We start from the raw sequence: 25,752 nt of genomic DNA, 5'->3' as shown, positions 1-25,752 counted from the left end.
ATCCCCGACACTCCATGCACAGGCTGTGGACAAACGTGTGGACAACAGGGCATCGTTCACCAGGGCACGGACGCACCAGGACGTTCGACCGACCGGTCGGGCTTCCGCTCGAGCCGGGACAGAGCCGGCGAACCGCGACCGGCCGCACAGCATTGAACTTCAGGGGCAGGTGGATCAGGTGGCCGAGACAGGCGTTGATTACGCGCAGATCTGGCAACAGACGCTCGGCACCCTCGACTCGGTCGGACTGTCCAACCAGGAGCGGGCCTTCGTCCGGCTCTGCCGTCTCGTCGGGGTCCTCGACCAGACCGCACTGGTACGGGCTCCCAACACCTTCACCAAGGACTTCCTCGAGCAGCGGGTCCGGGAGCAGATCCACGAGGCCCTCGCCAGCCAGCTCGGGCACCCGGTCCAGCTCGCCGTGTCGGTCGACGAGAGCCTTGAGACCGACCTGGGGATGATCAGCGACGAGCCCAGCGGGCAGGCGTCGGTCCACGGCGGCCCCGGCCACAACGGCTCGAGCCATCCCGGCTCGCACAACGGCCAGCACAACGGCCAGCACCAGAGCTCGTCCGGGTACGGCGCGGGCGCCCCCAACCCGCTGCGTGACCTGGCCGAGAGCGCGCCCGCGCTCAACGGTGCCGACCTCGACGAGCCGCGCCAGCCGGCATACCCCGGCGGTCAGACGCGCATGGAGCTCGGTCCCGACCCGCTGAGCGGTGGAGAGAGCGGCCCGCTGCGCCTGCAGCAGCGCCCCGAGCCGAGCTCGCCGGGCGACACCCGGCTCAACCCGAAGTACACCTTCGACACCTTCGTCATCGGCGCGAGCAACCGCTTCGCCCACGCGGCGGCCGTGGCGGTCGCCGAGGCCCCGGCCAAGGCGTACAACCCGCTCTTCGTCTACGGCGAGTCCGGGCTGGGCAAGACCCACCTGCTGCACGCCATCGGCCACTACGCCCGCACGATGTTCCCCAACGTGCGCGTGCGCTACGTGAACTCCGAGGAGTTCACCAACGACTTCATCAACAGCATCCGCGACGACAAGGCGAGCGCGTTCCAGAACCGCTACCGCAGCGTCGACGTCCTGCTCATCGACGACATCCAGTTCCTCCAGGGCAAGCTGCAGACCCAGGAGGAGTTCTTCCACACCTTCAACACGCTGCACAACGCGAACAAGCAGATCGTCATCACGAGCGACCTGCCGCCGCGCGAGCTGTCGGGCTTCGAGGACCGGATGCGCACGCGCTTCGAGTCGGGACTGCTGACCGACGTGCAGCCGCCCGACCTCGAGACCCGCATCGCGATCCTGCGCAAGAAGGCGATCCAGGACCGGATGTCGGTGCCGGACGACGTGCTCGAGTACATCGCGACGAACTTCAGCACGAACATCCGCGAGCTCGAGGGCGCCCTGATCCGCGTCACGGCCTTCAGCAACCTCAACCGGCAGGCCGTCGACCTGCCGCTCGCGGTCATCGTGCTCAAGGACGTGCTGCCCAACGAGACGCCCAACCAGGTCACGGCCGCGACGATCATGGCGGTCACGGCGGCCTACTACGCGGTGACGCTCGAGGACCTCTGCGGCTCGAGCCGTTCGCGCCAGCTCGTGACGGCCCGTCAGATCGCGATGTACCTCTGCCGCGAGATGACCGACCTCTCCCTGCCGAAGATCGGCCAGCACTTCGGCGGCCGCGACCACACGACGGTCATGCACGCGGACCGCAAGATCCGTGAGCTCATGGGTGAGCGCCGCGCCATCTACAACCAGGTCACCGAGCTGACCAACCGGATCCGCCAGCAGTCCCACTGACGCCCACCCACCTGCGCTGACGCGGCCCGATGGCGTATGCCGTCGGGCCGCTTCCGGGTCAGGCCGCGGTTCCCGACCGGGCGGCCTTCGGGTCCCTGGCGTCCGTCAGGGCGCGTCGATCAGCGATCGTGGTCGCCAGCGCGTCGTCCCACGGGGTGGGGGCGAGGCCGAACCTGCGCTGCGTCAGCTCCGAGTCGAGGACGAAGGGTCGCTCGAACTGGTGCCGGGTCTCGCGCAGCTCGCGCATGAAGGGGACGGCGAGTCCGGCTGCGGTGCCGAGCGGGCGAGGCAGCACGCGGACCCGTCGCTGCTTGACGCCGGCGAGGCGCGCGACGTCGGCGGCGGCCTCGTCGAAGGTGCGTGCGGGGGCCGTGGGCACGTGCCACGCCCGGCCCCATCCGTCGTCGCCGCCCGCGACCCGGGCGGCGAACCGGCCGACGTCGGGCACGTAGGTCCACGAGTGGGGCGCGTCGGCACGCCCGGCGGGCACGAAGGGCGGCCGGCCGGCCAGGAGCGCGTCGATGACGATGTCGTTGAGATAGCTCGTGCGCGCGGTGGTGCCCGGTCCGAAGTAGTCGCTGGAGCGCAGCTCGGTGACACGGAGGCGGCCCTCCTCGTGGCGGGCCAGGGCCTCGGTCCACATGTCGGCACGCAGCCGACCCTTGTGACCGGCCGGGCGCAGGGGGTCGTCCTCGCGCATGGGCGCCGCGACCTCGCCGTAGCCGTAGAGGTTGCCGATGATGACGAGACCGGCCCCGGACTGCTCGGCCGCCGTGAGGGTGGCGGTCGCGATCGGCGGCCAGTCGGTGTCCCAGGTCATGTAGCTGGGCGGGTTGACGGCGTTGACGATGCTCGCGGCGCCGCGCGCCAGGGCCGTCAGGGCCGCGGCGTCCCCGGCGTCGACGGCGACGACCTCGACGGCCTCGCGGTGGCCTTCCTCCCAGGCGCGCTGGCTGACGTGCCCTGAACGGGACGCGAGGGTCACGGTGTCGCCGAGCTCGACGAGGGCGGTCGTCGTCGACCGGCCGACGCCGCCGGCGCCGAGGACGAGGTGGTGGGACATGGTCTGCTCCTTCAGGTCGGTACGTGAGCACCGCTCACATTTCGAGGGTGACAGATGATCCAACCACATGCAAGAGCACTGCTCACATTTTCCCGAGATCTGTGGCAGGCTCGGTGTCCATGGACCCGCTCGACGCCACCTCTGCCGACACCCCTTCAGCGGGCCGGCCGCCACGGTCACGGGGCGCGACGGCACCCGACCCCGGGCCGGACGCCTCCGCCGAGCCACTGGGCAAGCGCGCCCGCAACCGGCAGGCCGTCGAGGCCGACATCCTGCGGGTGGCGCGCGAGCACCTGGCCACCGACGGCGCGGCCGCGCTGAGCCTCCGGGCCGTCGCGCGTGACCTCGGCATGGTGTCCTCGGGCATCTACCGCTACGTCGAGAGCCGCGACGAGCTCCTCACCCGCCTCATCATCGACTCCTACTGGTCCCTCGCCACGACGGTCCGCGCCGCCCATGACGCCGTGGCCCGGGAGGACCTCGAGGGGCGGTGGGACGCCCTGGGTCGCGCCCTGCGCTCGTGGGCCCTGGAGCAGCCGCACGACTTCGCCCTCATCTACGGCTCGCCGGTTCCGGACTACGCAGCCCCCGCCGAGCGCACCGAGGAGGCCGGCACCGCCGTGCTCGCGCTGCTCGTCACGCTGCTCGACGACGTGCGCAAGGCCGGCCGCCTCCCGCCCCCCGAGCACCTCGGCCTCGTCGACGCACGCGCACGTCAGGCCGTCGGGGACCTGCTCGAGGCGCCGATGTTCACCGGCGCCCGTCTCGATGCGACGAGCCTGGCCCAGGGGATCGCTGCCTGGACCCTGCTCCTCGGGGCGGTCACGAGCGAGGTCTTCTCGCAGCTGGGACCCGTTCCGGACGGTGCGGCCCTCTTCGACTGCCTCCTCGCGGCGTCGCGCAGCTGCGTCATCTCGCCCGCCCGTGACTAGTCGTGACGTCCGGTGGCCGGCAGACGGCCCGGGCCGCCCGGCATACGTCCACATTCATCCACAGGGTTGTCCACACCTGTGTGCACAGCGTGACCTCCCCGTGATCGTCACCCGCCGAAGCCGAACCGGCCCGCCCGTCCCGGAGTTTTCCACCACCTGTGGACAAATCTGTGGAAGCAACGGGGTCGGTCGTGCACAGCTGACTAGTCATCAACCATTCCAAATGGGACATATGCCGAACGCTCTTCCACACACTTCTGTGGACACGTGTGGACGACGGCCTCGAAGCTGCGGACAACCCACAGCCGGCCTGTGAGGACGGTGTGCACGGCGCGCGGGCGTCCACAGCCGCTGCCTGTCGCGCCGGGCGCCGGCCCACACGCCGTGCACACCCCCATCGGCGGCCTGACCTGCCGCGACGCGGGTTGTCCACAGCATCCACAGCACCTATGACTATGACGAGATCCCAGTCAAAGGGGGAAGCCCCGACAACGAGGGTCCCTCCCACGCCCAGGGCCACCAGAGCCGGCAGGACAACCGGTGCCAATCGGTCGCGACACCATTCGGGGAGTGGCTGTGGTGCCAGTCACCCGCAGGCACTAGTGTCTGAGCCCCAATGTCCTTCCCCGTCGAAGTGAGTGCACCGTGAAGTTTCGGGTTGAGCGAGACGTCCTGGCCGAGGCCGTGACCTGGGTGGCCCGCGGGCTCCCGGCCCGCCCGCCGGTACCCGTGCTCGCTGGCGTGCTCGTCGACGCGAACGAGGACGGCACGCTGACGCTGTCGGCCTTCGACTACGAGGTCTCGGCACGCATCACCGTCCCGGCCGACGTCGCCGAGGCGGGCCAGGTGCTCGTGCTCGGTCGTCTGCTCGCGGACATCTCGCGCAACCTGCCCAACAAGCCGATCGACGTCAGCACCGACGGCACCAAGGTCAACGTCGCGTGCGGCTCCTCGCGCTTCGCGCTCCGGGAGATGCCGGTCGCCGACTACCCGACGCTGCCGGCCTCGCCCGACACGAGCGGCACCATCGCCGGCGACGTCTTCACCCAAGCGGTCGCGCAGGTCTCGATCGCCGCCGACAAGGGCGACACCCTCCCGATCCTCACGGGCGTGCGCATGGAGATCGACGGCGACAAGGTGACCCTCCTGGCCACCGACCGCTACCGCCTCGCCATGCGTGAGCTGACGTGGAGCCCGTCGGTCACCGACGCCAGCCACGTCGCGCTCATCCCCGCACGCCAGCTCTCCGACACCGCCCGCGCCCTCGGCGCCTCGGGCTCGGTCGAGCTCGCGCTCGGCCAGGGCGGCGACGGCCTCATCGGCTTCGAGGCCGGTCAGCGCCGCGCGACGACCCGCCTGCTCGACGGCGAGTACCCCAAGGTCACCTCGATCTTCCCGACCTCCGTCGACACGACCGCCGTCATCGAGACCGCGGCCCTCGAGGAGGCCGTCAAGCGCGTGGCCCTCGTCGCCGAGCGCAACACCCCGGTGCTGCTGAAGTTCACCGACGGCCAGGTCGCGATCGAGGCCGGTACCGGTGACGACGCGCAGGCCTCCGAGGCGGTCGAGGCGACCCTCGACGGTCCCGAGATCCAGATCGCCTTCAACCCCCAGTTCCTGCTCGACGGTCTGCACGCGGTCGGCACGGCCTGGAGCCGGCTGTCGTTCACGCAGCCGAGCCGCCCCGCGGTCCTGTCCGGCCAGGCCGAGGCCGACTCCGAGCCCGACACGAGCTACCGCTACGTCCTGATGCCGGTCCGCTTCGCGAGCTGAGCAGTACCCCTCGCACCACCCCTTGGCACCACCAGCCGCACCCTCTCGCGACGCCGCCCCTCGTCCGTCGGACCACCCGGACGGGTAGGCGTAGCCTCGAAGCGCTCCACCCGATCCACCCCGCACGCTCCCCCGCAGAAAGGCTCGCGACATGCAGCTCGGTCTCATCGGTCTCGGCAAGATGGGCGGCAACATGCGCGAGCGGTTGCGTCGCGCCGGCCACGAGGTGGTCGGCTTCGACCGCAACCCCGACGTCGCCGACGTGCGCACGCTGCCGGCGCTGGTCAAGGCCCTCGAGGCGCCCCGCGTCGTCTGGGTCATGGTCCCGGCCGGTGACCCGACCCGCGAGACCGTCGCCAAGCTCGCCGAGCTGCTCGAGCCGGGCGACCTCGTCATCGACGGCGGCAACTCCCGCTTCACCGACGACTTCGAGAACGCCAAGCTGCTCGGCGAGAAGAAGATCGGCTACGTCGACTGCGGCGTCAGCGGTGGCATCTGGGGCCTCGAGAACGGCTACGGCCTCATGTGCGGCGGAGACAAGAAGTGGGTCAACCGCGCCATGCCGATCTTCGACGCCCTGCGCCCCGAGGGTCCGCGCGACGAGGGCTTCGTCCACGCGGGCAAGGTCGGCGCCGGGCACTACACGAAGATGGTCCACAACGGCATCGAGTACGGCCTCATGGCTGCCTACGCCGAGGGCTACGAGCTGCTCGAGAAGAAGGACATCGTCACCGACGTCCCGGGCGCCTTCAAGGCGTGGAGCCGGGGCACCGTCGTGCGCTCCTGGCTGCTCGACCTCATGGTCGACGCCCTCGAGGACAACCCGCACCTCGACGACGTCTCGGACTACACCAACGACTCCGGCGAGGGCCGCTGGACCGTCGAGGAGGCCATAGCCCTCTCGGTGCCGATGCCCGTCATCTCGGCCTCCCTCTTCGCGCGCTTCGCCTCGCGTCAGTCGAGCTCGCCCACGATGCAGGCCGTCGCGGCGCTGCGCGGGCAGTTCGGTGGTCACCAGGTCATGACGATCGCCGAGGGCGAGAAGCTGCGGCGGGGTGACGTCCCCGCCCACCCGGCCAAGAAGACCGCCGCCAAGAAGGGCGCCGCTCGCCGTTCCGCGACCAAGGCGGCGAGCAAGCGCGCCTCGGCCTCGGCATCGCAGGCCAACGTCGGCGCCGCTCAGCAGGCCGCCGCCTCGGGTCGCGCCTCGTCCACGTCGGCGACCGACATGGCCGACTCCGCGCGCGGCCAGAAGCGCGCGGCGAAGAAGACCGCCAAGAAGGCCTGAGCAGAGCGCCGCACCCTCCTTGCACGTCCGTCACCTGACCCTCAAGGACTTCCGCAGCTACCCGAGCGCCGAGCTCTCGCTGACGCCCGGCGTCACGACGCTCGTCGGTCTCAACGGTCAGGGCAAGACGAACCTCGTCGAGGCGGTCGGCTACCTCGCCACGCTCGGGTCGCACCGGGTGGCGACGGACCAGCCGCTCGTCCGGTTCGGTGCGGCGCAGGCCATCGTCCGCGGCGCGATCGTGCGCGACGACCGCGAGACGATGGTCGAGCTCGAGATCACGCCGGGCCGTGCCAACCGGGCCCGCCTCGGCCGCTCCCCCGTGGCGCGGCCGCGCGACGTGCTCGGCACGGTGCGCACGGTGCTCTTCGCCCCGGAGGACCTGGCGCTCGTCAAGGGCGACCCGTCGGAGCGGCGGCGCTTCCTCGACGAGCTGCTCGTGCAGCGCCAGCCCCGGTGGTCGGGGGTGCGCTCGGACTACGACAAGATCCTCAAGCAGCGCAACGCCCTGCTGAAGTCGGCGGCACCGGTCCTGCGCAAGGGGTCGCGCCGGCCGCCCCGTCCGCCGCGCGACGGAGACCAGCCCCTCGACGAGGCCCGCGAGTCGGCGCTGCACACGCTCGACGTGTGGAACGACCACTTGTCGACGGTCGGCGCCCAGCTGCTCTACGCCCGGCTGCGCCTCCTGCGCGACCTCGCGCCCGACCTGTCCGAGTGCTACGACGCCGTGAGCGCGGCCGCGTCGAACGCCCGCGCCACCTACAAGAGCTCCCTCCACGAGGACCTCGCCAAGCGGCTGGCCGCCGGGGAGGTGCCCGAGATCGACGAGCTGCGCACCGGCATGCTCGAGACCCTCGACCAGCTGCGCACCAACGAGATCGAGCGCGGCATCTCCCTCGTCGGGCCGCACCGCGACGACCTCGTCCTGTCGCTGGGGGAGCTGCCGGCGAAGGGCTATGCCAGCCACGGCGAGTCGTGGAGCTTCGCGCTGGGACTCAAGCTCGCGGCATACCGGCTCCTGCGTCGCGACCTGGGCGATGACCCGGTGCTCGTGCTCGACGACGTCTTCGCGGAGCTCGACTCGGGTCGCCGCGAACGGCTGGCGGCGCTCGTGACCGACTGCGAGCAGGTGCTCATCACGGCCGCCGTGGGCGCCGACGTGCCCGACGTGCTCCGCGAGAACGGGACGACGTATGCCGTCGTGCTCGGCCAGGTGCAGGTGGCCGGCTCACCGGCGCCCGAGCTCGAAGGCGTCCCGGTAGAGACGCCCACGGGCGAGAGTCCCCCGGTCGAGACGGTCGACGATGAGTGACGAGACCCCGCAGACCCCGCAGACCTCCGACGAGGAGCCGGCCGAGCCGACCGACGAGGACACCCGGATCGCCGACGCCGCGGCCTCCGCCCTGGCTCGCGCCCGGGCCGGCGCAGCCGACAAGGGACTGCGTCCGGGCATGAAGCCGAAGAAGCGGCGCCGCCCGACCGGGCACGCACCGATGCTGTCCGGCTCGGCCCGGGACGGACGCGACCCGGCCCTGCTCGGCGACCAGCTCGACCGGCTGCTCCTCGACCGCGGCTGGAAGGTCGACGTCGCCGTCGGGTCGGTCATGGGTCGTTGGGCCGAGATCGTCGGTCCCGACATCGCCGGGCACGTCGAGCCTCTGACCTTCGTCGACGGCATCCTCACCGTGCGCGCGGACTCGACGGCCTGGGCGACGCAGATGCGGCTGCTCGCGTCGTCGATGCTGGCGCGCATCGACGAGGAGATCGGCGCGGGCGCGGTGAGCGAGCTCAAGGTGGTGGGACCGAGCGCCCCGTCGTGGAACCGTGGCCTGAGGCGCTCCCCCGACTCACGCGGACCCCGCGACACCTACGGCTGAGGCGTCGCCCCGTCGGGGGGCCAGCTCGGGGAGCGGGTGTCGGTGTTCCGACGCAGACTGGTGGACATGACCTCGACGCACACCTCGCACTGCACGATCGTCCCGCCCTACATGCTCGAGGCGCTGGCGTTGGGCGACGAGCAGGCGGTGGCCACGCATGCCCGAGCAGCGCTGCGCCATGACGAGCAGCTCCGGGCGTCGCGTCGCACCCCCACGGCGCAGGAAACGGTCCGGAGCGCACCGCACCGGGAGACCACGGCCGGCGCCGCGGACACCGGGCCGCGCCGCACGATCTATGACGCCAAGGGCACCCAGACGACGCCCGGCACCCAGGTGCGTGCCGAGGGCGGGGCGCCCACCGGCGACCCCGCGGTCAACGAGGCCTACGACGGGCTCGGCGCGACGTGGGAGCTGTGGTCGACGGCCTACTCCCGCGACTCGCTCGACGGCAAGGGGATGCCGCTGCTCGCGAGCGTGCACTACGGGCGCAACTACGACAACGCCTTCTGGGACGGCTCGCAGATGGTGTTCGGCGACGGTGACGGCGTCATCTTCGAGCGGTTCACCAAGAGCCTCGACGTCATCGGGCACGAGCTGGCCCACGGGGTCACCGAGCACACGGCGGGCCTGCTCTACCAGGGCCAGTCGGGCGCGCTCAACGAGTCGGTCTCCGACGTCTTCGGTGTCCTCGTCAAGCAGAAGGCGCTGGGGCAGACCGCAGCCGAGGCCGACTGGCTCGTCGGCGCCGACCTGCTCAATCCGTCGGTCAAGGGGCGGGCCCTGCGCGACATGCGCAACCCCGGCACCGCCTACGACGACCCGCGCCTGGGCAAGGACCCCCAGCCGGCCGACATGGCCCACCACGTCGACACGCAGGACGACAACGGCGGCGTCCACATCAACTCCGGCATCCCCAACCGCGCCTTCGTGCTCGCGGCCGACGCCATCGGCGGCAACGCGTGGGAGGGCGCCGGGGCGATCTGGTATGCCGTGCTCTCGGGTGACGCGATCAAGGCGGACTGCGACTTCGCGACGTTCGCCGGCCTCACGGTGGCCGCTGCCGGCAGCGTCCACGGCGACGGCTCGGCGCAGCAGGCGGCCGTCCGCTCCGCGTGGGAGCAGGTGGGCGTGCTCACGGTGGGCGGGTCGAGCCAGGGTGGGAGCACCGGTGGAAGCGCGGGCGGGACCGCTCCGGGTCAGGGCGGTGGCGTTCCGACGCCCGCGTCGCAGGTGCTGCTGCGCCGCACCGGCGGGTTCGCCGGCCTGGTGCGCGAGCGACGGATGGTGCTCGGCGAGCTGCCGGAGCGCGACGCCAGGGACTGGCAGCACCTGCTCGCCGCGCCGACGCTCCAGCGCATCGCCGCCTCGACCGAGCGCACCCACCCCGACGCGTTCACCTACTCCGTCGTGTGTGACGAGGCGGGGTGCGACGTGACGCTCCAGGAGCCCCACCTGCCCGAGGCGATCCACTCCCTCTTCGAACGCGCCCTCACCCAGGACTGAGGCGGCCGGACGGGTCGGTGTGGCCGACCCGTCCGGTACCCCGTCAGTTCGTCGACAGGAAGTACGGATCCTCGCCCTCGGGGATGTCGCCCCGGTCGCGCGGCAGAGCCGGGGCGACGACCTCGCAGACGCCGTTGAGAGTGCACCGCTGCAGGTTGCGGGTGCCGTTCGCCGACCCGACCTGCACGGTGATCGTGTCGTCGGCGCCCATCCGGTAGGTCACGGCAGAACCTGAGGCCCCGGAGGCCGAGCCGCCGCCTTCCAGCACGACTGCCGCGTCGCTGGTGCGGACGACCACCAGGCCGCCGTACTTGAAGCTTCGATCAGGGTTGAGCTCCGTCCCGTCCGGGCCCTCGAACTGCCCCGTGGCGAGCAGGTAGCGCCCGTCCGAGGAGAAGGACCGGAACAGCAGCGGACCGCACAGCCGCCAGCGGATGCGGTCGGTCTCGAGGTCGACGAGCTCGTGGCACGTGCGCGCGGACTGCAGGTTCGGGTCCTGGGCCGTCAGCGCGGTGCCGGTCGCCCCGTCGACGAGCGCGAGCCGCCGGCTCACCGCCCGGCGATCGCCGCTGGCGGCATCCCACGCCACGCCGTCCATCCGATAGCCGCGGTTGGCGTAGACGACCGAGCCGATGATGCCGACCACCTCGAAGCCGGGCGACGAGCCCTCGGACCCAGCCACGGCGCAACCGCAGGCCGACGCCGGCAGGGTGCGGACGAAGGTGCCGGAGCCGTCGTAGGCGCGGAGCGTCCCCTGGGTCTCCACGACGATGAGGTTGCCGTCGCCCGAGACCGTGGCCTGTCCCGCGGGGAGACGGACGGTGGGCAGGTCGAGCGGTTGGACGACGCGGTGCACGCCGAGGTCGCCCTGGCCAACCAGCCACCGACCCCCCGCCAGGGTCGCGAGCGTGCCTCCGGAGATCGCCCGGTCGACGGCGGTCTGCTCGGTGCCTTGGTGGATGACGCCGCGGACAACGTAGGGAATGTCGGTCGTCGCCGTCGGTTCTCCGGCGGCGAAGCGGGCGGTCACCGGCGCCGGGGCACCGTCGGCCGTGACGGTCGGGATGGCTGTCGGGGTGGGCGCGGTCGTGGCGCGACTCGACGACGGCGAGGGGCTGTCCGTCGGGGCGGTCGTCGACTGGGAGGGGCCCACGGGGAGAGGTCGAACGCCTGTGGGGCGCAGGGCACCCCAGCCCATCGGCACGGCGACGGCGAGCACGAGCCCGGCGGCGAGCCCCGCGACACCGAGCTCGCGGCGACGGTTGGAACGGTCGCGGGCGATGGCCCGCTCCGCGAGGTCGGCCACGACGCGTACACCCTCGGTGTGCTCACCGAGGGCCCGCTTGAGCTGCTGGTCCATGTCGTCGCTCATGCCGTGGCCTCGCTCATCCTCGTGCGCAGCGCGGAGATCGCGCGGCTCGTGTGGCTCTTGACGGTGCCGACGGAGCAGCCGAGCACCTCGGCGGTCTGGGCCTCGGTGAGGTCCTCGTAATAGCGCAGCACGACGGCAGCCCGCTGCTGGGTGGGCAGTCCCTGGACGTGGCGCCAGAGGTCGATCGAGGCGGTGGGGTCCAACCCTGCGACGCCCGGTGGGTCGATCACGTCGAGCACGTGGCTGCTCGGCGACTCCCGGCGGCGCAGCAGGCTGCGCCAGCGGGAGTTGTTCTCGTTGACCATCATCCGGCGCACGTAGGCGTCGGGCAGCTCGGCGCCGCGCACGCGGTCCCAGTGCCGGTAGACCTTGGCGAGCGAGTTCTGCAGGAGGTCCTCGGCAGCGTCGCGGTCTCCGGTGAGCAGGTACGCGAGGCGGGCGAGCGACTGCTCGCGCGCCCTGACGTATGCCGTGAAGTCGGCTCTCCGTTCGGCGTCGTCCATGTCGTGGGTCCCCTGTCCGTCGACGATCCCGTCCACTGCCCGGGCACGTTCGGCGCGTCCCGGCACCCAACCAGACCCTCGGGGGGCCGGGAAGGTTGTCCGCGCAGTCTGCCCAGTCACGGCTCGGTCCGGGGCCGGTGGGGAACCGGTTCCGGCCGTCGGCGCCCTGTGGACAGGTCTCGTGTGGACCGTTCCCGAGGGAGGAGGATGGGCCCGGGCCGCTGCGGTCCGCCACGCCCCCCGGGACGCGACGGCGATGGGACGGCGATACGACGGGGACGCGACGGGTGAAGGCGCCTGAAAGGCGCTGAGGCCCCCTGGCGTGATCCTCCCCTCGGATCGAGGGGTCTTCGGCCGGGAAAGTGCCCGTTTCGCGCGTCTGAGGGCACGGTTGGAGGCGCGGGACCGTTAGACTGGAGAGGTTGCGGCTCGACGTCCACGTCGAGCCGCCCGCTTGAGGTCTGACCACCGAGGAGAGACGTGTCCGACGCTGACGAGCCGAACAACCCCAGCACCACCCCCAGCTCTACCGGACCCGACTCCGTGACAGCGACCGACTCCGTGGCACCTGTGGCCCCCGATGCTCCCGTGGCGCTGACGCCCGCGGTCCCGGCTGCTCCCGCCGACGTCCGCCCCAACGGCGTCGACTACGACGCGAGCGCGATCACCGTCCTCGAGGGTCTCGAGGCCGTGCGCAAGCGCCCCGGCATGTACATCGGCTCGACCGGCCCCCGTGGTCTGCACCACCTCGTCTACGAGATCGTCGACAACGCCGTGGACGAGTCGCTCGCCGGCTACGCCGACACCATCGACGTCACGCTCCTCGCCGACGGCGGCGTCCGGGTCAAGGACAACGGTCGCGGCATCCCCACCGACATCCACCCGGTGGAGAAGATCAGCGCCGTCGAGCTCGTCCTGACGCAGCTGCACGCCGGCGGCAAGTTCGGTGGCGGCGGCTACAAGGTCTCCGGCGGCCTGCACGGCGTCGGCAGCTCGGTGGTCAACGCCCTGTCGACCCGCCTCAAGGCCGCGGTCCGCCAGAAGGGCCACGTCTTCCGGATGAGCTTCACCGACGGCGTGCCCGACGGGCCCCTGGAGAAGCAGGAGGCCACCGACGAGACCGGCACGACGATCACCTTCTGGGCCAACGCCGACATCTTCGAGACCGTCGACTACGACTTCGAGACGATCCGGGCCCGCATGCAGCAGATGGCCTTCCTCAACAAGGGCCTGACGATCAACCTCGTCGACGAGCGCGTCGCCCCGGTCGAGGCCGCCGACGACGACGTCGACCTCGACGACATGGGGTCCGACCTCACCGAGGTCGAGCAGGACGAGGAGCAGGGCGAGGGCACCGCCGAGGCCGGCGAGAAGAAGAAGGTCACGGCCAAGAAGGTCAGCTACCGCTACGACAACGGCCTCATCGACTACGTCCACCACCTCAACGGCTCCAAGCGCAGCGAGCCGGTGCACCCCGAGGTCATCTCGATCGAGGTCGAGGACGAGGCCCGCTCGCTCAGCCTCGAGCTCGCGATGCAGTGGACCAACGCCTACAGCGAGTCCGTGCACACCTACGCCAACGCGATCAACACCCACGAGGGCGGCACCCACGAGGAGGGCTTCCGCGCGGCGATGACCAAGCTCATCAACGAGTTCGCGCGCAAGCAGAACCTCCTCAAGGAGAAGGACGAGAACCTCACGGGTGACGACATCCGCGAGGGCCTGACCGCCGTCATCTCGGTCAAGCTCGGCGAGCCCCAGTTCGAGGGCCAGACCAAGACCAAGCTCGGCAACTCCGAGGTCAAGGGCTTCGTCCAGCGCGCCATGACCGACGAGTTCGGCCACTGGCTCGGCGCCCACCCCAACGAGGGCAAGGACATCGTCCGCAAGTCGGTTCAGGCCGCCGCCGCGCGCATGGCCGCCCGCAAGGCCCGCGAGGCCACGCGGCGCAAGGGCCTGCTCGAGTCGGGCGGCCTGCCGGGCAAGCTCAAGGACTGCCAGAGCAAGGACCCGCGCATCTCCGAGGTCTTCATCGTCGAGGGCGACAGCGCCGGTGGCTCGGCCACCCAGGCCCGCAACCCGCACACGCAGGCGATCCTCCCGATCCGCGGCAAGATCCTCAACGTCGAGAAGGCTCGCATCGACAAGATTCTCGCCAACAACGAGGTCCAGGCGCTCATCTCGGCGTTCGGCACCGGCATCGGCGAGGACTTCGACATCGACAAGGCGCGCTACCACAAGATCGTGCTGATGGCCGATGCCGACGTCGACGGCATGCACATCCGCACCCTCCTGCTGACGCTGCTCTTCCGGTTCATGCGTCCGCTCATCGAGGCCGGCTACGTCTACCTCGCGCAGCCGCCGCTCTACCGCCTGCGCTGGAGCAACGCGCCGCACCAGTTCGCCTACAGCGACCGTGAGCGCGACGGCCTCCAGCAGATCGGTGAGGGCAAGGGCTGGCGCCTGCCGAAGGACAACCCGGTCCAGCGCTACAAGGGCCTCGGCGAGATGAACTACGCCGAGCTCGGCGAGACGACGATGGACGTCAAGACGCGCACGCTGCTGCAGGTGACGCTCGAGGACGCCGCCAAGTCCGACGAGGTCTTCGCCGTCCTCATGGGCGAGGACGTCGAGTCCCGCCGCTCCTTCATCCAGAAGAACGCGCGCGACGTGCGCTTCCTCGACATCTGACCGCTGGCGTATGCCGTCCCGCACGTTCCACGTGAAACGTCACCACGCGGCATACCACCCCGACTGCCTGAATCTGACTGAGAGACAAAGGGATCTGACGTGAGCGACGACCTGCCTCCCAACGACGGAGACGACGTCAACGAGACGCCCGACGAGACGACCGAGACCGGCGACGAGGTCGTCGACACGGCGCACGAACAGGGCACCGCCCCGATCGAGCGCGACGACGACGAGACGGACCGCGTCGAGGCCGTCGACCTCAACAACGAGATGCAGCGCAGCTACATCGAGTACGCCATGTCGGTCATCGTGTCCCGCGCGCTGCCCGACGTGCGCGACGGCCTCAAGCCGGTGCACCGCCGCATCGTCTACGCGATGTACGACGGCGGCTACCGCCCCGACCGCGGCTACAACAAGTGCGCGCGCGTCGTCGGCGACGTCATGGGTCACTACCACCCGCACGGCGACTCGGCGATCTACGACGCCCTCGTGCGCCTCGTGCAGGACTGGTCGCTGCGCTACCCGCTCGTCGACGGCCAGGGCAACTTCGGCTCCCGCGGCAACGACGGTGCGGCCGCCCCCCGGTATACCGAGTGCCGGATGGCCCCGATCGCCATGGAGATGGTGCGGGACATCGAGCAGAACACCGTCGACTTCGTCCCGAACTACGACGGCAAGACGCTGCAGCCGTCGGTGCTGCCGAGCCGGTTCCCCAACCTGCTCGTCAACGGCTCGGCCGGCATCGCGGTCGGCATGGCGACGCAGATCCCGCCGCACAACCTGCGCGAGGTCGCGGCCGGCGCCGAGTACTACCTCAAGCACCCCGAGATCGGCCGTGAGGAGCTGCTCGAGCACCTGCTGACGATCATCAAGGGCCCGGACTTCCCGACCGGCGCGCTCATCATGGGCCACCGGGGCATCGAGGACGCCTACCGCACGGGCCGCGGCTCGATCATCATGCGGGCCGTCGTCAACGTCGAGGAGATCGGCAACCGCCAGGCCCTCGTCGTCACCGAGCTGCCCTACCAGGTCAACCCCGACATGCTCGCGATGAAGATCGCCGACCTCGTCAAGGACGGCAAGATCTCGGGCATCGCCGACATCAACGACGAGACGTCGGGCCGTACCGGTCAGCGCCTCGTCGTCACGCTCAAGCGTGACGCCGTCGCGAAGGTCGTGCTCAACAACCTCTACAAGCACACGCAGCTGCAGACGACGTTCGGCGCCAACATGCTCGCGCTCGTCGACGAGGTGCCGCGCACCCTGCCGCTCGACGGCTTCATCCGGCACTGGGTCGACCACCAGATCGAGGTCATCGTCCGGCGCACGACCTTCCGCCTCAACAAGGCCGAGGCCGACATCCACCTGTTGCGGGGCTACCTCAAGGCCCTCGACATGCTCGACGAGGTCATCGCCCTCATCCGCGCCTCGCGCACCGTCGAGGTCGCCCGCGACGGCCTCATCGAGCTGCTCGGCATCGACGAGCTGCAGGCCGGCGCCATCCTCAACATGCAGCTGCGCCGCCTCGCCGCCCTCGAGCGCGAGAAGATCCAGCAGGACCACGACGCCCTGCAGGAGATGATCGACGAGTACCGCGCGATCCTCGCCTCGCCGCAGCGCCAGCGCGACATCGTCTCCGAGGAGCTGCAGGCGATCGTCGACAAGTACGGCGACGACCGGCGCACCGAGATCTTCCCGTTCGACGGCGACATGTCGATGGAGGACCTCATCCCCGAGGAGGACGTCGTCGTCACGATCACGCGCGGCGGCTACGCCAAGCGGACCCGGGTCGACCAGTACCGCTCGCAGAAGCGCGGCGGCAAGGGTGTGCGTGGTGCGTCGCTGCGCGGCGAGGACGTCGTCGAGCACTTCTTCACGACGACGACCCACCACTGGCTGCTCTTCTTCACCAACCTCGGCCGCGTCTACCGGGCCAAGGCCTACGAGCTGCCCGAGGGCTCGCGCGACAGCAAGGGTCAGCACGTGGCCAACCTGCTCGCCTTCCAGCCCGGAGAGCAGATCGCCCAGGTGCTCGCGGTCCGTGACTACGCCAAGGCCGACTACCTCGTCCTCGCCACCCGCGCGGGCCTCGTCAAGAAGACGCGCCTGGCCGACTACGACTCCAACCGCTCGGGCGGCCTCATCGCCGTCAACCTCCGCGAGGGCGACGAGCTCGTCGGCGCCGGCCTCGCCTCCAACCGCGACGATCTGCTGCTCGTCTCGCGCAAGGGCCAGTCGGTGCGCTTCACGGCGACCGACGAGGCGCTGCGCCCGATGGGCCGCTCGACCTCCGGTGTCACCGGCATGAAGTTCCGCGACGGCGACGATTTGCTCGCGATGTCGGTCGTCGAGGAGGGCGAGAGCCCCGACGTCTTCGTCGTCTTCGAGAACGGCCTGGCCAAGCGCACCCCGATCTCGGAGTACCGCCTCCAGGGTCGCGGTGGCCTCGGCATCAAGGTCGCCAAGCTCTCCGAGAAGGGTGGCGACCTCGTCGGCGCCCTGACCGTCATCGAGACCGACGAGGTCATGGTCGTCATGGAGAAGGGCAAGATCGTGCGCTCGCGCGTCGACGAGGTGCGCCACACCGGCCGCTCGTCGCAGGGCGTGAAGTTCGCGACGCCCGACAAGGGCGACTCGATCGTCGCCGTGGCCCGCAACGCGGAGTCGGAGATCGCGGTCGCCGACATCGAGGACGGCGACCCCGTCGACCAGCCGTCCGGCACGGGAGCGCCGGCTACGGTTCCCGGCCCCGATGGCGTACCGTCGGACCAGACGTCGGGTGACGAGGCGAGCTCGTCGGACACCGACAACGGAGGTGACGAATGAGCGCGACCAGCCCTGAGGGTGCTGTGAGCGGATCCGGCGCGTCGACCCGCACGGGTAGCGCGCCCGGCTCGGGCAACGGCCAGAACGGCTCCTACTACGCCTCCAACGGCGCGTCGGGCAGCACGTCCGGTGCCTCGGGCGCCTCCGAGCCGGCCACCTCGCTCTCGCGTGGAGCGGTCACCAACCGCACGGCCCCGACCCAGCGCGTCGGCGCGGGCAAGACCGACCAGCCCGCAGCCTCCGGACCGGCGGCCGCGGCCACCGGCGCCCGCACGGCCACGGCCCCCCGCAAGCACAAGGGCCCGCGCCGGGTCCGCCTGGCGGTGGCGCGCGTCGACCCGTGGTCGGTCATGAAGATGAGCTTCCTGCTGTCCGTCGCGCTCGGCATCGCCGGTGTCGTCCTGACCGCCGTGCTGTGGATGATCCTGTCGACGATGAACGTCTTCAGCGACATCGAGGGCGTGCTCCAGTCGCTGCAGACGACGACGTCCGACCCGTTCTCGATCAAGGACTACGTCGGCTTCGGCCGGGTCGTGTCCCTCTCGATCGTCATCGGCGTCATCGACGTCATCCTCATGACGGCCATCGCCACGGTCATGGCCTTCCTCTACAACATCTGCTCGGCACTCGTCGGCGGCGTGCAGCTCACGCTCACCGACGACTGAGCCGGTCCGGCCCAGCCGACCACACGGCATACGCAGACGGCCCCCGCCCTCACGGGTGGGGGCCGTTTTGTATGAGGCGAGGTGCATCGGGTAACGTTTCCCCTCGCGTCCGGTCGTCATCTCTGACGGGGTGGATCGGCCGCGCGAAGGTGACGATGGGCCTATAGCTCAGACGGTTAGAGCGCTTCCCTGATAAGGAAGAGGTCGGAGGTTCAAGTCCTCCTAGGCCCACCATCACCGCCACCACGGAGAGGAACCACCGCATGCTGAAGCGTCTCGCCCTCATCGGTGGCGCCGTCGCCGGCATGGTGCTCCTGCGCAAGAAGGCGAAGCAGCAGCAGGCCGAGCAGGATCTGTGGACCCAGGCCACCGACGACGTGCACGCCCCCGTGGCGCCTGTCGCACCGGCTGCTCCCACGGCGAACGACGAGGCCTCCACCTCGGCGTGAGGCCGCTCCCCACCCGGGGCCATGGCGCAATTGGTAGCGCACCTGCTTTGCAAGCAGGGGGTTAGGGGTTCGAGTCCCCTTGGCTCCACCACACGTCAGAAGCCCTTCCCCGTCGCCGGGAAGGGCTTCTGTGCTGCCGCGGCAGCGCGGTAGGTCGACACGGGTCCCCGCGTGACGCGGCGGCTGGCGCGGCTGTTCCCCAGAAGGCGCTGCTACGTTGACCCAGGGGCGCCGAGGGCGCCCGCTGGCCCGGGGCGTGCGGCCAGCACGAGGCCGTCCACGAACACCGGAGTTCATGATGCGTCGTACTGCCAGCGTTCTCGCAGCAACCCTCTTCGCAGCAGCCATGGGGGTCGGCGTCGCCGGCTCGGCGACGGCGAAGGTGACCCCACCGACCGCGAACCCGCACGCGATCAAGACCTCGCCCTACGTGGCCCTGGGCGACAGCTACTCCTCCGCGGCAGGCGTCGCGCCGTTCGTCGCGACCGCCCCGCCGACGTGCAGCCGGTCCGCGCTGAACTTCGCCCACGACATCGCCGCGATGACGAAGCCGTCGTCGTTCACCGACGTCACGTGCAGCGGCGCCAGGACGTCGGACTTCTTCTCCTCGCAGGCACCGGGCGTCGCCCCGCAGCTCGACGCGGTCACCAAGGACACTCGCCTCGTCACCATGACCATCGGCGGCAACGACGAGGGAGTCTTCGTCAACTCGTTCTTCGGCTGCGCCACCGTCTCGGCGTCCGACGTCACGGGCAACCCGTGCCAGCAGAGGTACGGCACGACGTTCACCGACCAGATCACGAACCAGACCTACCCCCACCTCGTCGCGGCGCTGACCGCGGTGCGCAAGAAGGCCCCGGCCGCGACGGTCGTCATCGTCGGCTACCCACGGATCCTGCCCTCCACCGGTGTGCTGTCCTGCTACCCCTCCATGCCGATCGCCATGGGGGACGTCCCGTGGCTGGCCCACGAGGAGGACGTGCTCAACGATGCCGTCCGCCGCGCGGCGAGCAAGACGGGCGCGCGGTTCATCGACATGTCGGCCAGCTCCCTCGGGCACGACGCCTGTGCGCCGGTCGGGCAGCGGTGGATCGAGCCGGCGGTGGGGCCGATCAACGCCTTCCCCGTGCACCCGAACGCCATGGGTGAGGCCGCCATGGCCGCGCAGACCCTGCTGCAGCTCGGCCACTGAGCCCGGCCGCCCACCCGCACGCCCTCGAGCTTGAAGGCGCCGTCCTCCATCGAGTGGCACTGGATGATGCTGCCCGGGTTGAACGTGCACCCGTCGCCGATCGTCACGATGGTCTTCTCCGGCACGGCGAGCCCGTCGTCGAAGACCCGTCGGCCCATGCGCACGCCTTGGACCCGCCACAGCAGCGGCCGGAAGGGGGTGCCGTTGAGCGCGGGCGGCGGTGCCCCGAGGAACTTCCAGTAGCGCTCGTGCCGCCAGAACTGCCGGTCGTAGATGGAGCAGAAGCGCGGGACGAGGCGGCGGAAGCCCAGTGCCGTCCACTCCCACAGCAGCATGAGCAGCAGGCGCAGCAGGGCGAAGCCGAGCAGCGCGGCGAGGAGCACGGCCGCGCTTCCGCTGCTGAGGGCAGGGGCGGCATACGACGCGAAGACCAGACCGCACAGGACGAGGAACCAGCGACTCGTCATGAACAGCGCGATGGTGACCCCGTTGTGGACGTTCTTGTGGTGCAGGCGATCTCGGAAGACGACCGGGTCGCGCTGGTCGTCGAAGACGGCGTCGCGCTCGACCGACCGGGGGATCTCGAAGGGCGGGGAGCCGAGGAGCCCGACGTTCTCGCGGACGGGCCCGTCGACCGGGACCATGGTCTTGGTGCCGAAGAGGACGTTCTCCCCCGTGCGGCCGCCGGCCGGGTAGGCGACGCCGTTGCCGAAGAAGTTGTTGCCCCCGATCGTGACCGGGGAGATGCGGAACGACGTGCTCGAGTAGTCGGCGTCGACGATCGACAGCCCGTCGGACACCATCGTCCCGGAGCCGACCGTGACGGCGAAGGGCGTGTCGTGCTTGAGCGCGACGCCGAAGTTGGAGCCCGTCTGGACGAGGCCGGGCTGGCGGTAGCCGAGCAGCCGGAGGTAGTGCACGATCAGCGAGCTGTCGCCCGTGAGGGTGAAGAACACCTTGAGGTTGGTCAGTCGCGTGATGGTGCGGTGCACCCCGTAGGGGAAGCCGTAGAGCGGGTAGGTGCGCCCGACCGCGAGGAAGCGGTGGAGCACCCTCGGCAGGACCAGCACCGTCGCCAGGCCGGCGAGCAACCCGCCGAGGTAGAGCACGAGGGACACCACGACGACGTCGCGGTAGAAGAGCGGGTTGCCGTGGTCGAGGTGCCCGCTGCCGAGGTACGTCGGCAGTGCCAGGGCGAGGAGCGTGATCCCCGCCGGCCCGACGAGCACGAGGCGGCCCAGGAGCACGAGGATGCTGTAGGTGACGCGGCGGCGCCGGCCGCAGTCGGCCTCGGGCACCGTGCGGTAGTCGGCCTCGGTCGGTCGCGCCGGTGAGCCGTGCCACCGGCTCCCGGGCGGCACCTCCTGTCCCGTCTGGAGGGAGGACGCGTGGCCGAGCTGCGCCCCGTCCCCCATCGAGGTCCCGATGTCGAGCACCGACGTCTCCCCCACGAGGACGTCGGAGCCGAGGGTGACCGGCCCGGTCTGGATGCGCCCGTCGTAGGCGCGGTAGCACGCGTACCGCGTGTCCTTGCGGATGGCGGTGCCCGCGCCGATGGTCAGCAGGTCGGTGCACACGGGCACCGAGGTGGAGAAGATCGACACCCCCGGGCCGATCCGCGCGCCGAGCGCCCGGAGGTACACGACGTAGATCGGCGTACCGACGAAGAGCCGAAGCGGGTTGGTGTTGACGAGCGCGTGGACGAACCAGAAGCGCAGGTAGGCGAGCCCCCAGACGGGGAACTCGGTCTGTGTCCACCGACCGACGAGCACCCACTTGAGCAGGACGGGGACGGTGCTGAGGAGCACGAACGTCCCCACCCCGAAGGCGATCGAGCGCCCCCAGACGAGCAAGGGTGCGGTGACGGCGGTGGCCCACCGGTAGCCGACGAGCGTGACGGCAAGCATGAGGTAGGAGTAGCCGAGGAAGATCAGCACCTGCAGCAGGCCGCAGAGGGCGACCTGGGCTCCGTTGGCCTCGCCGCGTCTGACCCCCTGGCCGGATGTCGCGGGCGGGCGTGGCGCCCAGGTCTCGGTGTCGGTGATCGAACGGTGCCGGCTCACGGCCGCCGCCAGCTCCCGAACCGTGGGGTGCGTGTACATCTCCTGCATGGCCAGCGGTGGCAGGTCGGTGTCCCTGCGCACCCAAGCGGACAGCTGCGCGAGCAGGAGCGAGTTGGCCCCGAGGTCGTCGAAGAAGTGTGCGGTGGCCGACACCTGCGGCACGCCGAGCACCGACTCGAGGGCGCGGGCCAGCGCCCGCTCGGTGTCGGTGGCGGGTTCGGCGTGGGGTGCCGTCGACGCCGGCCCGAGCCGGTGGGTCGGCGCGGGAAGGCGTTTGCGGTCGGCCTTGTCGCTCGGCAGCATCGGGATGGCGTCGAGGTGCTCGTAGTACGCCGGGACCATGTATGCCGGGAGGTGTCGTCTCAGACGCTCGTGCACGACGCGGTCGGTGACGTCACCGACCCCGGGCCGCAGCGTGTAGTAGGCGACGAGCTCCTGGGTGGTGCCCCCGACCGGCTCGTGCACGTCGACGACGGCCTGCGCGACTCCGGGCACCTCGAGCACGACGGACTCGATCTCGGTCAGCTCGATGCGGTAGCCCCGGATCTTGACCTGGGTGTCGATGCGTCCGGCGTACTCGATGAGCCCGTCCGGGGTGAACCGGCCGAGGTCGCCGGTGCGGTAGATCCGGCCACCGGGGTTGTGCTCGATGCCGACGAAGTCCGGGATGAAGGCGGCCGCGGTCTGCTCCGGGCGGTTGACGTACTCGCGCGCGAGGCCGACGCCGGCGATGCCGATCTCGCCGAGCTCTCCGACCGGCACGGTGCGCGGCTCGTCCGGGTCGAGGATCACGGCGGCATACGTCGGCAGCGGGACGCCCAGCGTGACGGGCTTGTCGGGGTGCACGACGTCCCAGCTCGCGGTGACCGTGGCCTCGGTGGGGCCGTAGACGTTGAGGAAGCGCAGGCCCGGCCGGTGCCAGCGGCTGACGAGGTCCTTCTGGCAGGCCTCGCCCGAGACGAGCAGGAAGCGGAGGTCGGCCAGCTCCGGGTCGAGCGTCGCCAGCAGCGTCGGGACGCAGCACAGGGCGCTGACCCGGTGGCGTTCGAGGTAGTCGGCGAGCTCCCGGCCGAGCAGGCTCGTCCGGGGTGGCTTGGGGACGAGGGTCGCCCCGGCCGCCCAGGGCACCCACATCTCCTCGACGGAGAAGTCGAAGGCCGTGGTCATGCCCTGGTAGACGCGGTCGTCGGGACGGTAGCCGTAGACCTCACCGGCCACCCGCACGAAGTTGCAGATGCTGGCGTGCTCGACGGCCACGCCCTTGGGCCGGCCGGTCGAGCCGGAGGTGTAGATGACGTAGGCGAGGTCGTCACCGGGGTCGGGCTCGGGCAGACGGGAACCGTCCTGCCGGTCGACCGCGCCGTCGTCCCCGTCGAGCCGCAGGACGGGGACGGTGACCTCCGCGAGCGGCTCGACGAGGTGCTGCAACGACAGCACCGCGCCGACGCCGGCGTCCTGGACGATGTAGCCGATGCGGTCGGCCGGGAAGGCCGGGTCCATGGGCACGTAGGCCGCGCCCAGCTTGAGGACCGCGAGGATGGCCGCGTAGGACCACACCGGGTCATCGAGCACGAGACCGACGCGGTCGCCGGCCGAGAGTCCCCTGGCCCGCAGGTGCCGGGCCAGGCGGTTGGCACGCTGGTCGAGCTCGGGGTAGGTGAGGCGCACCGACCCGTTGTCGACGGCGAGGTGGCCCGGATCGTCACGGCGCAGCACGTCGCACCGCTGCTCGAAGACGTGCTCGAGCCGCTCCCCCGGGCGCCAGCGCACGCGCTGGTCCCGCGCCGCGAGCACCGGCCCGGGGCGCAGCATGGCATCGGGGGCCGCCCCCGGTGTGACGGGCCGGTTGTCGGGCGGGGTGCTGGGTGAGCGGTGAAACGTCACGGGGCCGCGCCCCCTTCACGATGAAAGACGTCGATATTCACCGACATAAACCCCGTCGGGCCGTCGGCCGTCCTTTTCACTATGCGCGGCGGTCATCCAGTCGTCCTGCGAATGCAGCACTTTCCGTGTGAACGTGCTGTGATCTCACATTGCGCTGACGCAATCTTCGGACGGGGTTAGCGTTTTAGAGGAAGTAGGGGTCTTCCGGGTCGGAAGTCGTGGCCCGATTCCCGCATTCTGCTGGCCGTCTCGACGTCCGCCCGATGCCGCGCCGAGTGCAGGACCTTCACCTCCACCACCTCCCGTGGAGCGGTTTGGATCGGGTTCGATCAGGGGGCATCGGAGCCGCCCGCACGGGTCCGTGACGGGAGCGGACATGTCCACAGCAGAGACGACGGCGCAGGCGGGCGGCCCGGCCCAGGAGTGCCATCTCGGTGACGTCTTCGACACGCAGGAGTCCCGGGTCCGCAGCTACTGCCGCTCGCTCGACGCCGTCCTGACCACGGCCCTCGGCAGCGTCGTCAGGGACAGCCGGGGCCGCGAGTACATCGACTTCCTCGCCGGTGCCGGATCGCTGAACTACGGCCACAACGACCCCGATCTCAAGCGGGCGCTGCTGGCCTACATCAGCAGGGACGGCATCACGCACAGCCTGGACCTGCACACCACGGCCAAGCGGGACTTCCTCGAGTCCTTCGAGGCCCTCGTCCTGGCCCCGTGCGGTCTGGAGCACCGGGTGCAGTTCACCGGTCCCACCGGCACGAACGCCGTCGAGGCCGCGCTCAAGCTCGCCCGGAAGGTCACCGGCCGTCGCAACGTCATCGCGTTCACGCACGGCTTCCACGGGGTGTCGCTCGGTGCGTTGGCGGCGACCGCCAACGGCCACCACCGCATGGCGGCCACGACCTCCCTGCCCGACGTGACGCGGATGCCCTACGACGGCTGCTTCGGCGAGGGCGTCGACACGGCAGAGCTGCTCGCGCAGCTGCTCGACGACCCCTGCAGCGGCATCGACCCGCCGGCCGCCATCCTGCTCGAGACCGTCCAGGGCGAAGGCGGCCTCGACGTGGCCTCGCCCCGGTGGTTGCGACGGGTCGCGGCCATCGCCAGGCGCCACGGCTCCCTCCTGATCGTCGACGACATCCAGGCAGGGTGTGGTCGCACCGGCACCTTCTTCAGCTTCGAACCGGCGCAGATCGTGCCGGACCTCGTCACCTTGTCCAAGTCGTTGTCGGGGATGGGGTTGCCCCTGTCGGTGGTGCTCATCCGGCCCGACCTCGACGTCTGGGAGCCGGGCGAGCACAACGGCACCTTCCGTGGCAACAACCATGCCTTCGTGACGGCGCGCGCGGCTCTCGAGAAGTCCTGGGCGGACGACGTGCTCAGCACCGCCGTCGCTGCACGGGCCCGGACCGTGAGCCGGGAGCTGGCGCGGATGGCGGAGTTCGTGCCCGGCGCACGCCTCAAGGGGCGCGGCATGATGCAGGGCCTCGACGTCGTGAGCGGGACGGTGGCCACCGAGGTGAGGCGACGCTGTGTGGCCGACGGGCTGATCATCGAGTCCTCCGGATCGGACGACCAGGTGCTCAAGGTGCTCGCCCCGCTGACCACCCCCGACGAGGTCCTGGCCCAGGGGCTGGCCATCCTCTTCGACGCGGTCGTCACCTCGTCGTACCTGGCGGGGGACTTCCCCCGGGCGTCGACCGAAAGGTCTGCGGCCCATGGGTGACATCGCCGCTCATATGACCATTCGGTCGACAGAGGAGGCGTGCGGTGAAAAGGCCGAAATCACGACCATCACGACCATCACGGCCATATGGACGAATTCTTCGGTGAATTCCTCGCGTGAATTCGTCGAGTGAAT

General features: G+C 70.6%; 17 protein-coding genes, 2 tRNA genes and 1 pseudogene. 16 read left to right on the top strand and 4 right to left on the bottom strand.

Annotated elements, in window-relative coordinates:
• The first annotated feature begins 178 nt into the window (after positions 1 to 178).
• Positions 179 to 1,807: a chromosomal replication initiator protein DnaA gene (gene dnaA / locus TAE01_RS12535; RefSeq protein WP_147066913.1), complete on the top strand. Its 1,629-nt coding sequence runs from the start codon at positions 179 to 181 to the stop codon at positions 1,805 to 1,807.
• Positions 1,808 to 1,865: 58 nt separating this feature from the next.
• On the opposite strand, the gene TAE01_RS12530 is transcribed toward dnaA, so the two are convergent.
• Positions 1,866 to 2,870, bottom strand: a complete 1,005-nt coding sequence (locus tag TAE01_RS12530; RefSeq protein ID WP_147066911.1) for a saccharopine dehydrogenase NADP-binding domain-containing protein — start codon at positions 2,868 to 2,870, stop codon at positions 1,866 to 1,868.
• Between the two features lie 119 nt (positions 2,871 to 2,989).
• Here TAE01_RS12530 and TAE01_RS12525 point away from each other — a divergent pair, with 119 nt between their 5' ends.
• From TAE01_RS12525 to TAE01_RS12500, 6 genes are all read left to right on the top strand, one after another.
• Complete coding sequence (locus TAE01_RS12525) at positions 2,990 to 3,802, top strand: TetR/AcrR family transcriptional regulator (protein WP_147066909.1); 813 nt, start codon at positions 2,990 to 2,992, stop codon at positions 3,800 to 3,802.
• 645 nt (positions 3,803 to 4,447) lie between these two features.
• A complete protein-coding gene (gene dnaN / locus TAE01_RS12520; RefSeq protein WP_147066907.1) occupies positions 4,448 to 5,575 on the top strand; it encodes a DNA polymerase III subunit beta in 1,128 nt (375 codons plus the stop codon).
• A 151-nt stretch (positions 5,576 to 5,726) separates the two neighbouring features.
• Positions 5,727 to 6,863, top strand: a complete 1,137-nt coding sequence (gene gnd, locus TAE01_RS12515) for a phosphogluconate dehydrogenase (NAD(+)-dependent, decarboxylating) (RefSeq protein WP_147066905.1) — start codon at positions 5,727 to 5,729, stop codon at positions 6,861 to 6,863.
• 19 nt (positions 6,864 to 6,882) lie between these two features.
• Positions 6,883 to 8,175 carry a DNA replication/repair protein RecF gene (gene recF, locus TAE01_RS12510; protein WP_246111310.1) on the top strand — a complete coding sequence of 431 codons (1,293 nt, stop codon included), beginning with the start codon at positions 6,883 to 6,885 and terminating at the stop codon, positions 8,173 to 8,175.
• Positions 8,168 to 8,740, top strand: a complete 573-nt coding sequence (locus TAE01_RS12505) for a DciA family protein (RefSeq protein WP_147066903.1) — start codon at positions 8,168 to 8,170, stop codon at positions 8,738 to 8,740. The genes recF and TAE01_RS12505 overlap by 8 nt, the downstream gene beginning before the upstream one ends.
• Before the next feature lie 66 nt (positions 8,741 to 8,806).
• Positions 8,807 to 10,243 carry a protealysin inhibitor emfourin gene (locus tag TAE01_RS12500; protein WP_147066901.1) on the top strand — a complete coding sequence of 479 codons (1,437 nt, stop codon included), beginning with the start codon at positions 8,807 to 8,809 and terminating at the stop codon, positions 10,241 to 10,243.
• Between the two features lie 43 nt (positions 10,244 to 10,286).
• On the opposite strand, the gene TAE01_RS12495 is transcribed toward TAE01_RS12500, so the two are convergent.
• Positions 10,287 to 11,615: a serine/threonine-protein kinase gene (locus TAE01_RS12495; RefSeq protein WP_147066899.1), complete on the bottom strand. Its 1,329-nt coding sequence runs from the start codon at positions 11,613 to 11,615 to the stop codon at positions 10,287 to 10,289.
• Entirely contained in the window at positions 11,612 to 12,118 is a 507-nt protein-coding gene (locus TAE01_RS12490) for a SigE family RNA polymerase sigma factor (RefSeq protein ID WP_147066897.1), read from the bottom strand. The genes TAE01_RS12495 and TAE01_RS12490 overlap by 4 nt, the downstream gene beginning before the upstream one ends.
• Positions 12,119 to 12,598: 480 nt before the next feature.
• On the opposite strand from TAE01_RS12490, the gene gyrB reads away from it, so the two are divergent.
• The 7 genes from gyrB (at position 12,599) to TAE01_RS20895 (ending at position 19,941) form a co-directional block, all read left to right on the top strand.
• The gene (gyrB, locus tag TAE01_RS12485; RefSeq protein WP_147066895.1) at positions 12,599 to 14,809 is read left to right on the top strand and encodes a DNA topoisomerase (ATP-hydrolyzing) subunit B; all 2,211 of its coding nucleotides are present in this window, start codon (positions 12,599 to 12,601) and stop codon (positions 14,807 to 14,809) included.
• A gap of 99 nt (positions 14,810 to 14,908) precedes the next feature.
• Positions 14,909 to 17,635 carry a DNA gyrase subunit A gene (gene gyrA / locus TAE01_RS12480; RefSeq protein WP_147066893.1) on the top strand — a complete coding sequence of 909 codons (2,727 nt, stop codon included), beginning with the start codon at positions 14,909 to 14,911 and terminating at the stop codon, positions 17,633 to 17,635.
• A complete protein-coding gene (locus tag TAE01_RS12475; RefSeq protein ID WP_246111309.1) occupies positions 17,632 to 18,300 on the top strand; it encodes a DUF3566 domain-containing protein in 669 nt (222 codons plus the stop codon). Before gyrA ends, TAE01_RS12475 begins: the two co-directional genes overlap by 4 nt.
• Before the next feature lie 157 nt (positions 18,301 to 18,457).
• A tRNA-Ile gene (locus TAE01_RS12470) sits at positions 18,458 to 18,534 on the top strand.
• 29 nt (positions 18,535 to 18,563) lie between these two features.
• On the top strand, positions 18,564 to 18,749 hold the full coding sequence (locus TAE01_RS12465) for a DLW-39 family protein (RefSeq protein WP_147066891.1): 186 nt from the start codon (positions 18,564 to 18,566) through the stop codon (positions 18,747 to 18,749).
• Between the two features lie 15 nt (positions 18,750 to 18,764).
• Positions 18,765 to 18,840: transfer RNA gene (locus TAE01_RS12460), tRNA-Ala, on the top strand.
• 207 nt (positions 18,841 to 19,047) lie between these two features.
• On the top strand, positions 19,048 to 19,941 hold the full coding sequence (locus TAE01_RS20895) for an SGNH/GDSL hydrolase family protein (RefSeq protein ID WP_246111308.1): 894 nt from the start codon (positions 19,048 to 19,050) through the stop codon (positions 19,939 to 19,941).
• Positions 19,942 to 19,994: 53 nt separating this feature from the next.
• Here the strand turns inward: TAE01_RS20895 and TAE01_RS12450 are convergent.
• A pseudogene (locus TAE01_RS12450) lies at positions 19,995 to 23,816 on the bottom strand (Pls/PosA family non-ribosomal peptide synthetase); the annotation flags it as partial.
• A 448-nt stretch (positions 23,817 to 24,264) separates the two neighbouring features.
• On the opposite strand from TAE01_RS12450, the gene ectB reads away from it, so the two are divergent.
• A complete protein-coding gene (ectB, locus tag TAE01_RS12445) occupies positions 24,265 to 25,617 on the top strand; it encodes a diaminobutyrate--2-oxoglutarate transaminase (protein WP_147066885.1) in 1,353 nt (450 codons plus the stop codon).
• Complete coding sequence (locus tag TAE01_RS20540; protein ID WP_186815182.1) at positions 25,610 to 25,750, top strand: hypothetical protein; 141 nt, start codon at positions 25,610 to 25,612, stop codon at positions 25,748 to 25,750. Before ectB ends, TAE01_RS20540 begins: the two co-directional genes overlap by 8 nt.
• Positions 25,751 to 25,752: the final 2 nt, after the last annotated feature.

It is taken from the genome of Terrabacter aerolatus (genome assembly GCF_007991735.1).
GTDB classification, from domain to species: domain Bacteria; phylum Actinomycetota; class Actinomycetes; order Actinomycetales; family Dermatophilaceae; genus Terrabacter; species Terrabacter aerolatus.
Note: the sequence above shows the minus strand (reverse complement) of the source record. Positions and strands in the feature narration are given on the sequence as shown.

Coding starts and splice junctions, on each gene's coding strand:
- TAE01_RS20895 (WP_246111308.1), top strand. CDS start 19,048: ATGCGTCGTACTGCCAGCGTTCTCGCAGCAACCCTCTTCGCAGCAGCC.
- TAE01_RS12465 (WP_147066891.1), top strand. CDS start 18,564: ATGCTGAAGCGTCTCGCCCTCATCGGTGGCGCCGTCGCCGGCATGGTG.
- TAE01_RS12500 (WP_147066901.1), top strand. CDS start 8,807: ATGACCTCGACGCACACCTCGCACTGCACGATCGTCCCGCCCTACATG.
- gnd (WP_147066905.1), top strand. CDS start 5,727: ATGCAGCTCGGTCTCATCGGTCTCGGCAAGATGGGCGGCAACATGCGC.
- TAE01_RS12490 (WP_147066897.1), bottom strand. CDS start 12,118: ATGGACGACGCCGAACGGAGAGCCGACTTCACGGCATACGTCAGGGCG.
- TAE01_RS12505 (WP_147066903.1), top strand. CDS start 8,168: ATGAGTGACGAGACCCCGCAGACCCCGCAGACCTCCGACGAGGAGCCG.
- ectB (WP_147066885.1), top strand. CDS start 24,265: ATGTCCACAGCAGAGACGACGGCGCAGGCGGGCGGCCCGGCCCAGGAG.
- TAE01_RS12525 (WP_147066909.1), top strand. CDS start 2,990: ATGGACCCGCTCGACGCCACCTCTGCCGACACCCCTTCAGCGGGCCGG.
- TAE01_RS20540 (WP_186815182.1), top strand. CDS start 25,610: ATGGGTGACATCGCCGCTCATATGACCATTCGGTCGACAGAGGAGGCG.
- TAE01_RS12530 (WP_147066911.1), bottom strand. CDS start 2,870: ATGTCCCACCACCTCGTCCTCGGCGCCGGCGGCGTCGGCCGGTCGACG.
- TAE01_RS12475 (WP_246111309.1), top strand. CDS start 17,632: ATGAGCGCGACCAGCCCTGAGGGTGCTGTGAGCGGATCCGGCGCGTCG.
- TAE01_RS12495 (WP_147066899.1), bottom strand. CDS start 11,615: ATGAGCGACGACATGGACCAGCAGCTCAAGCGGGCCCTCGGTGAGCAC.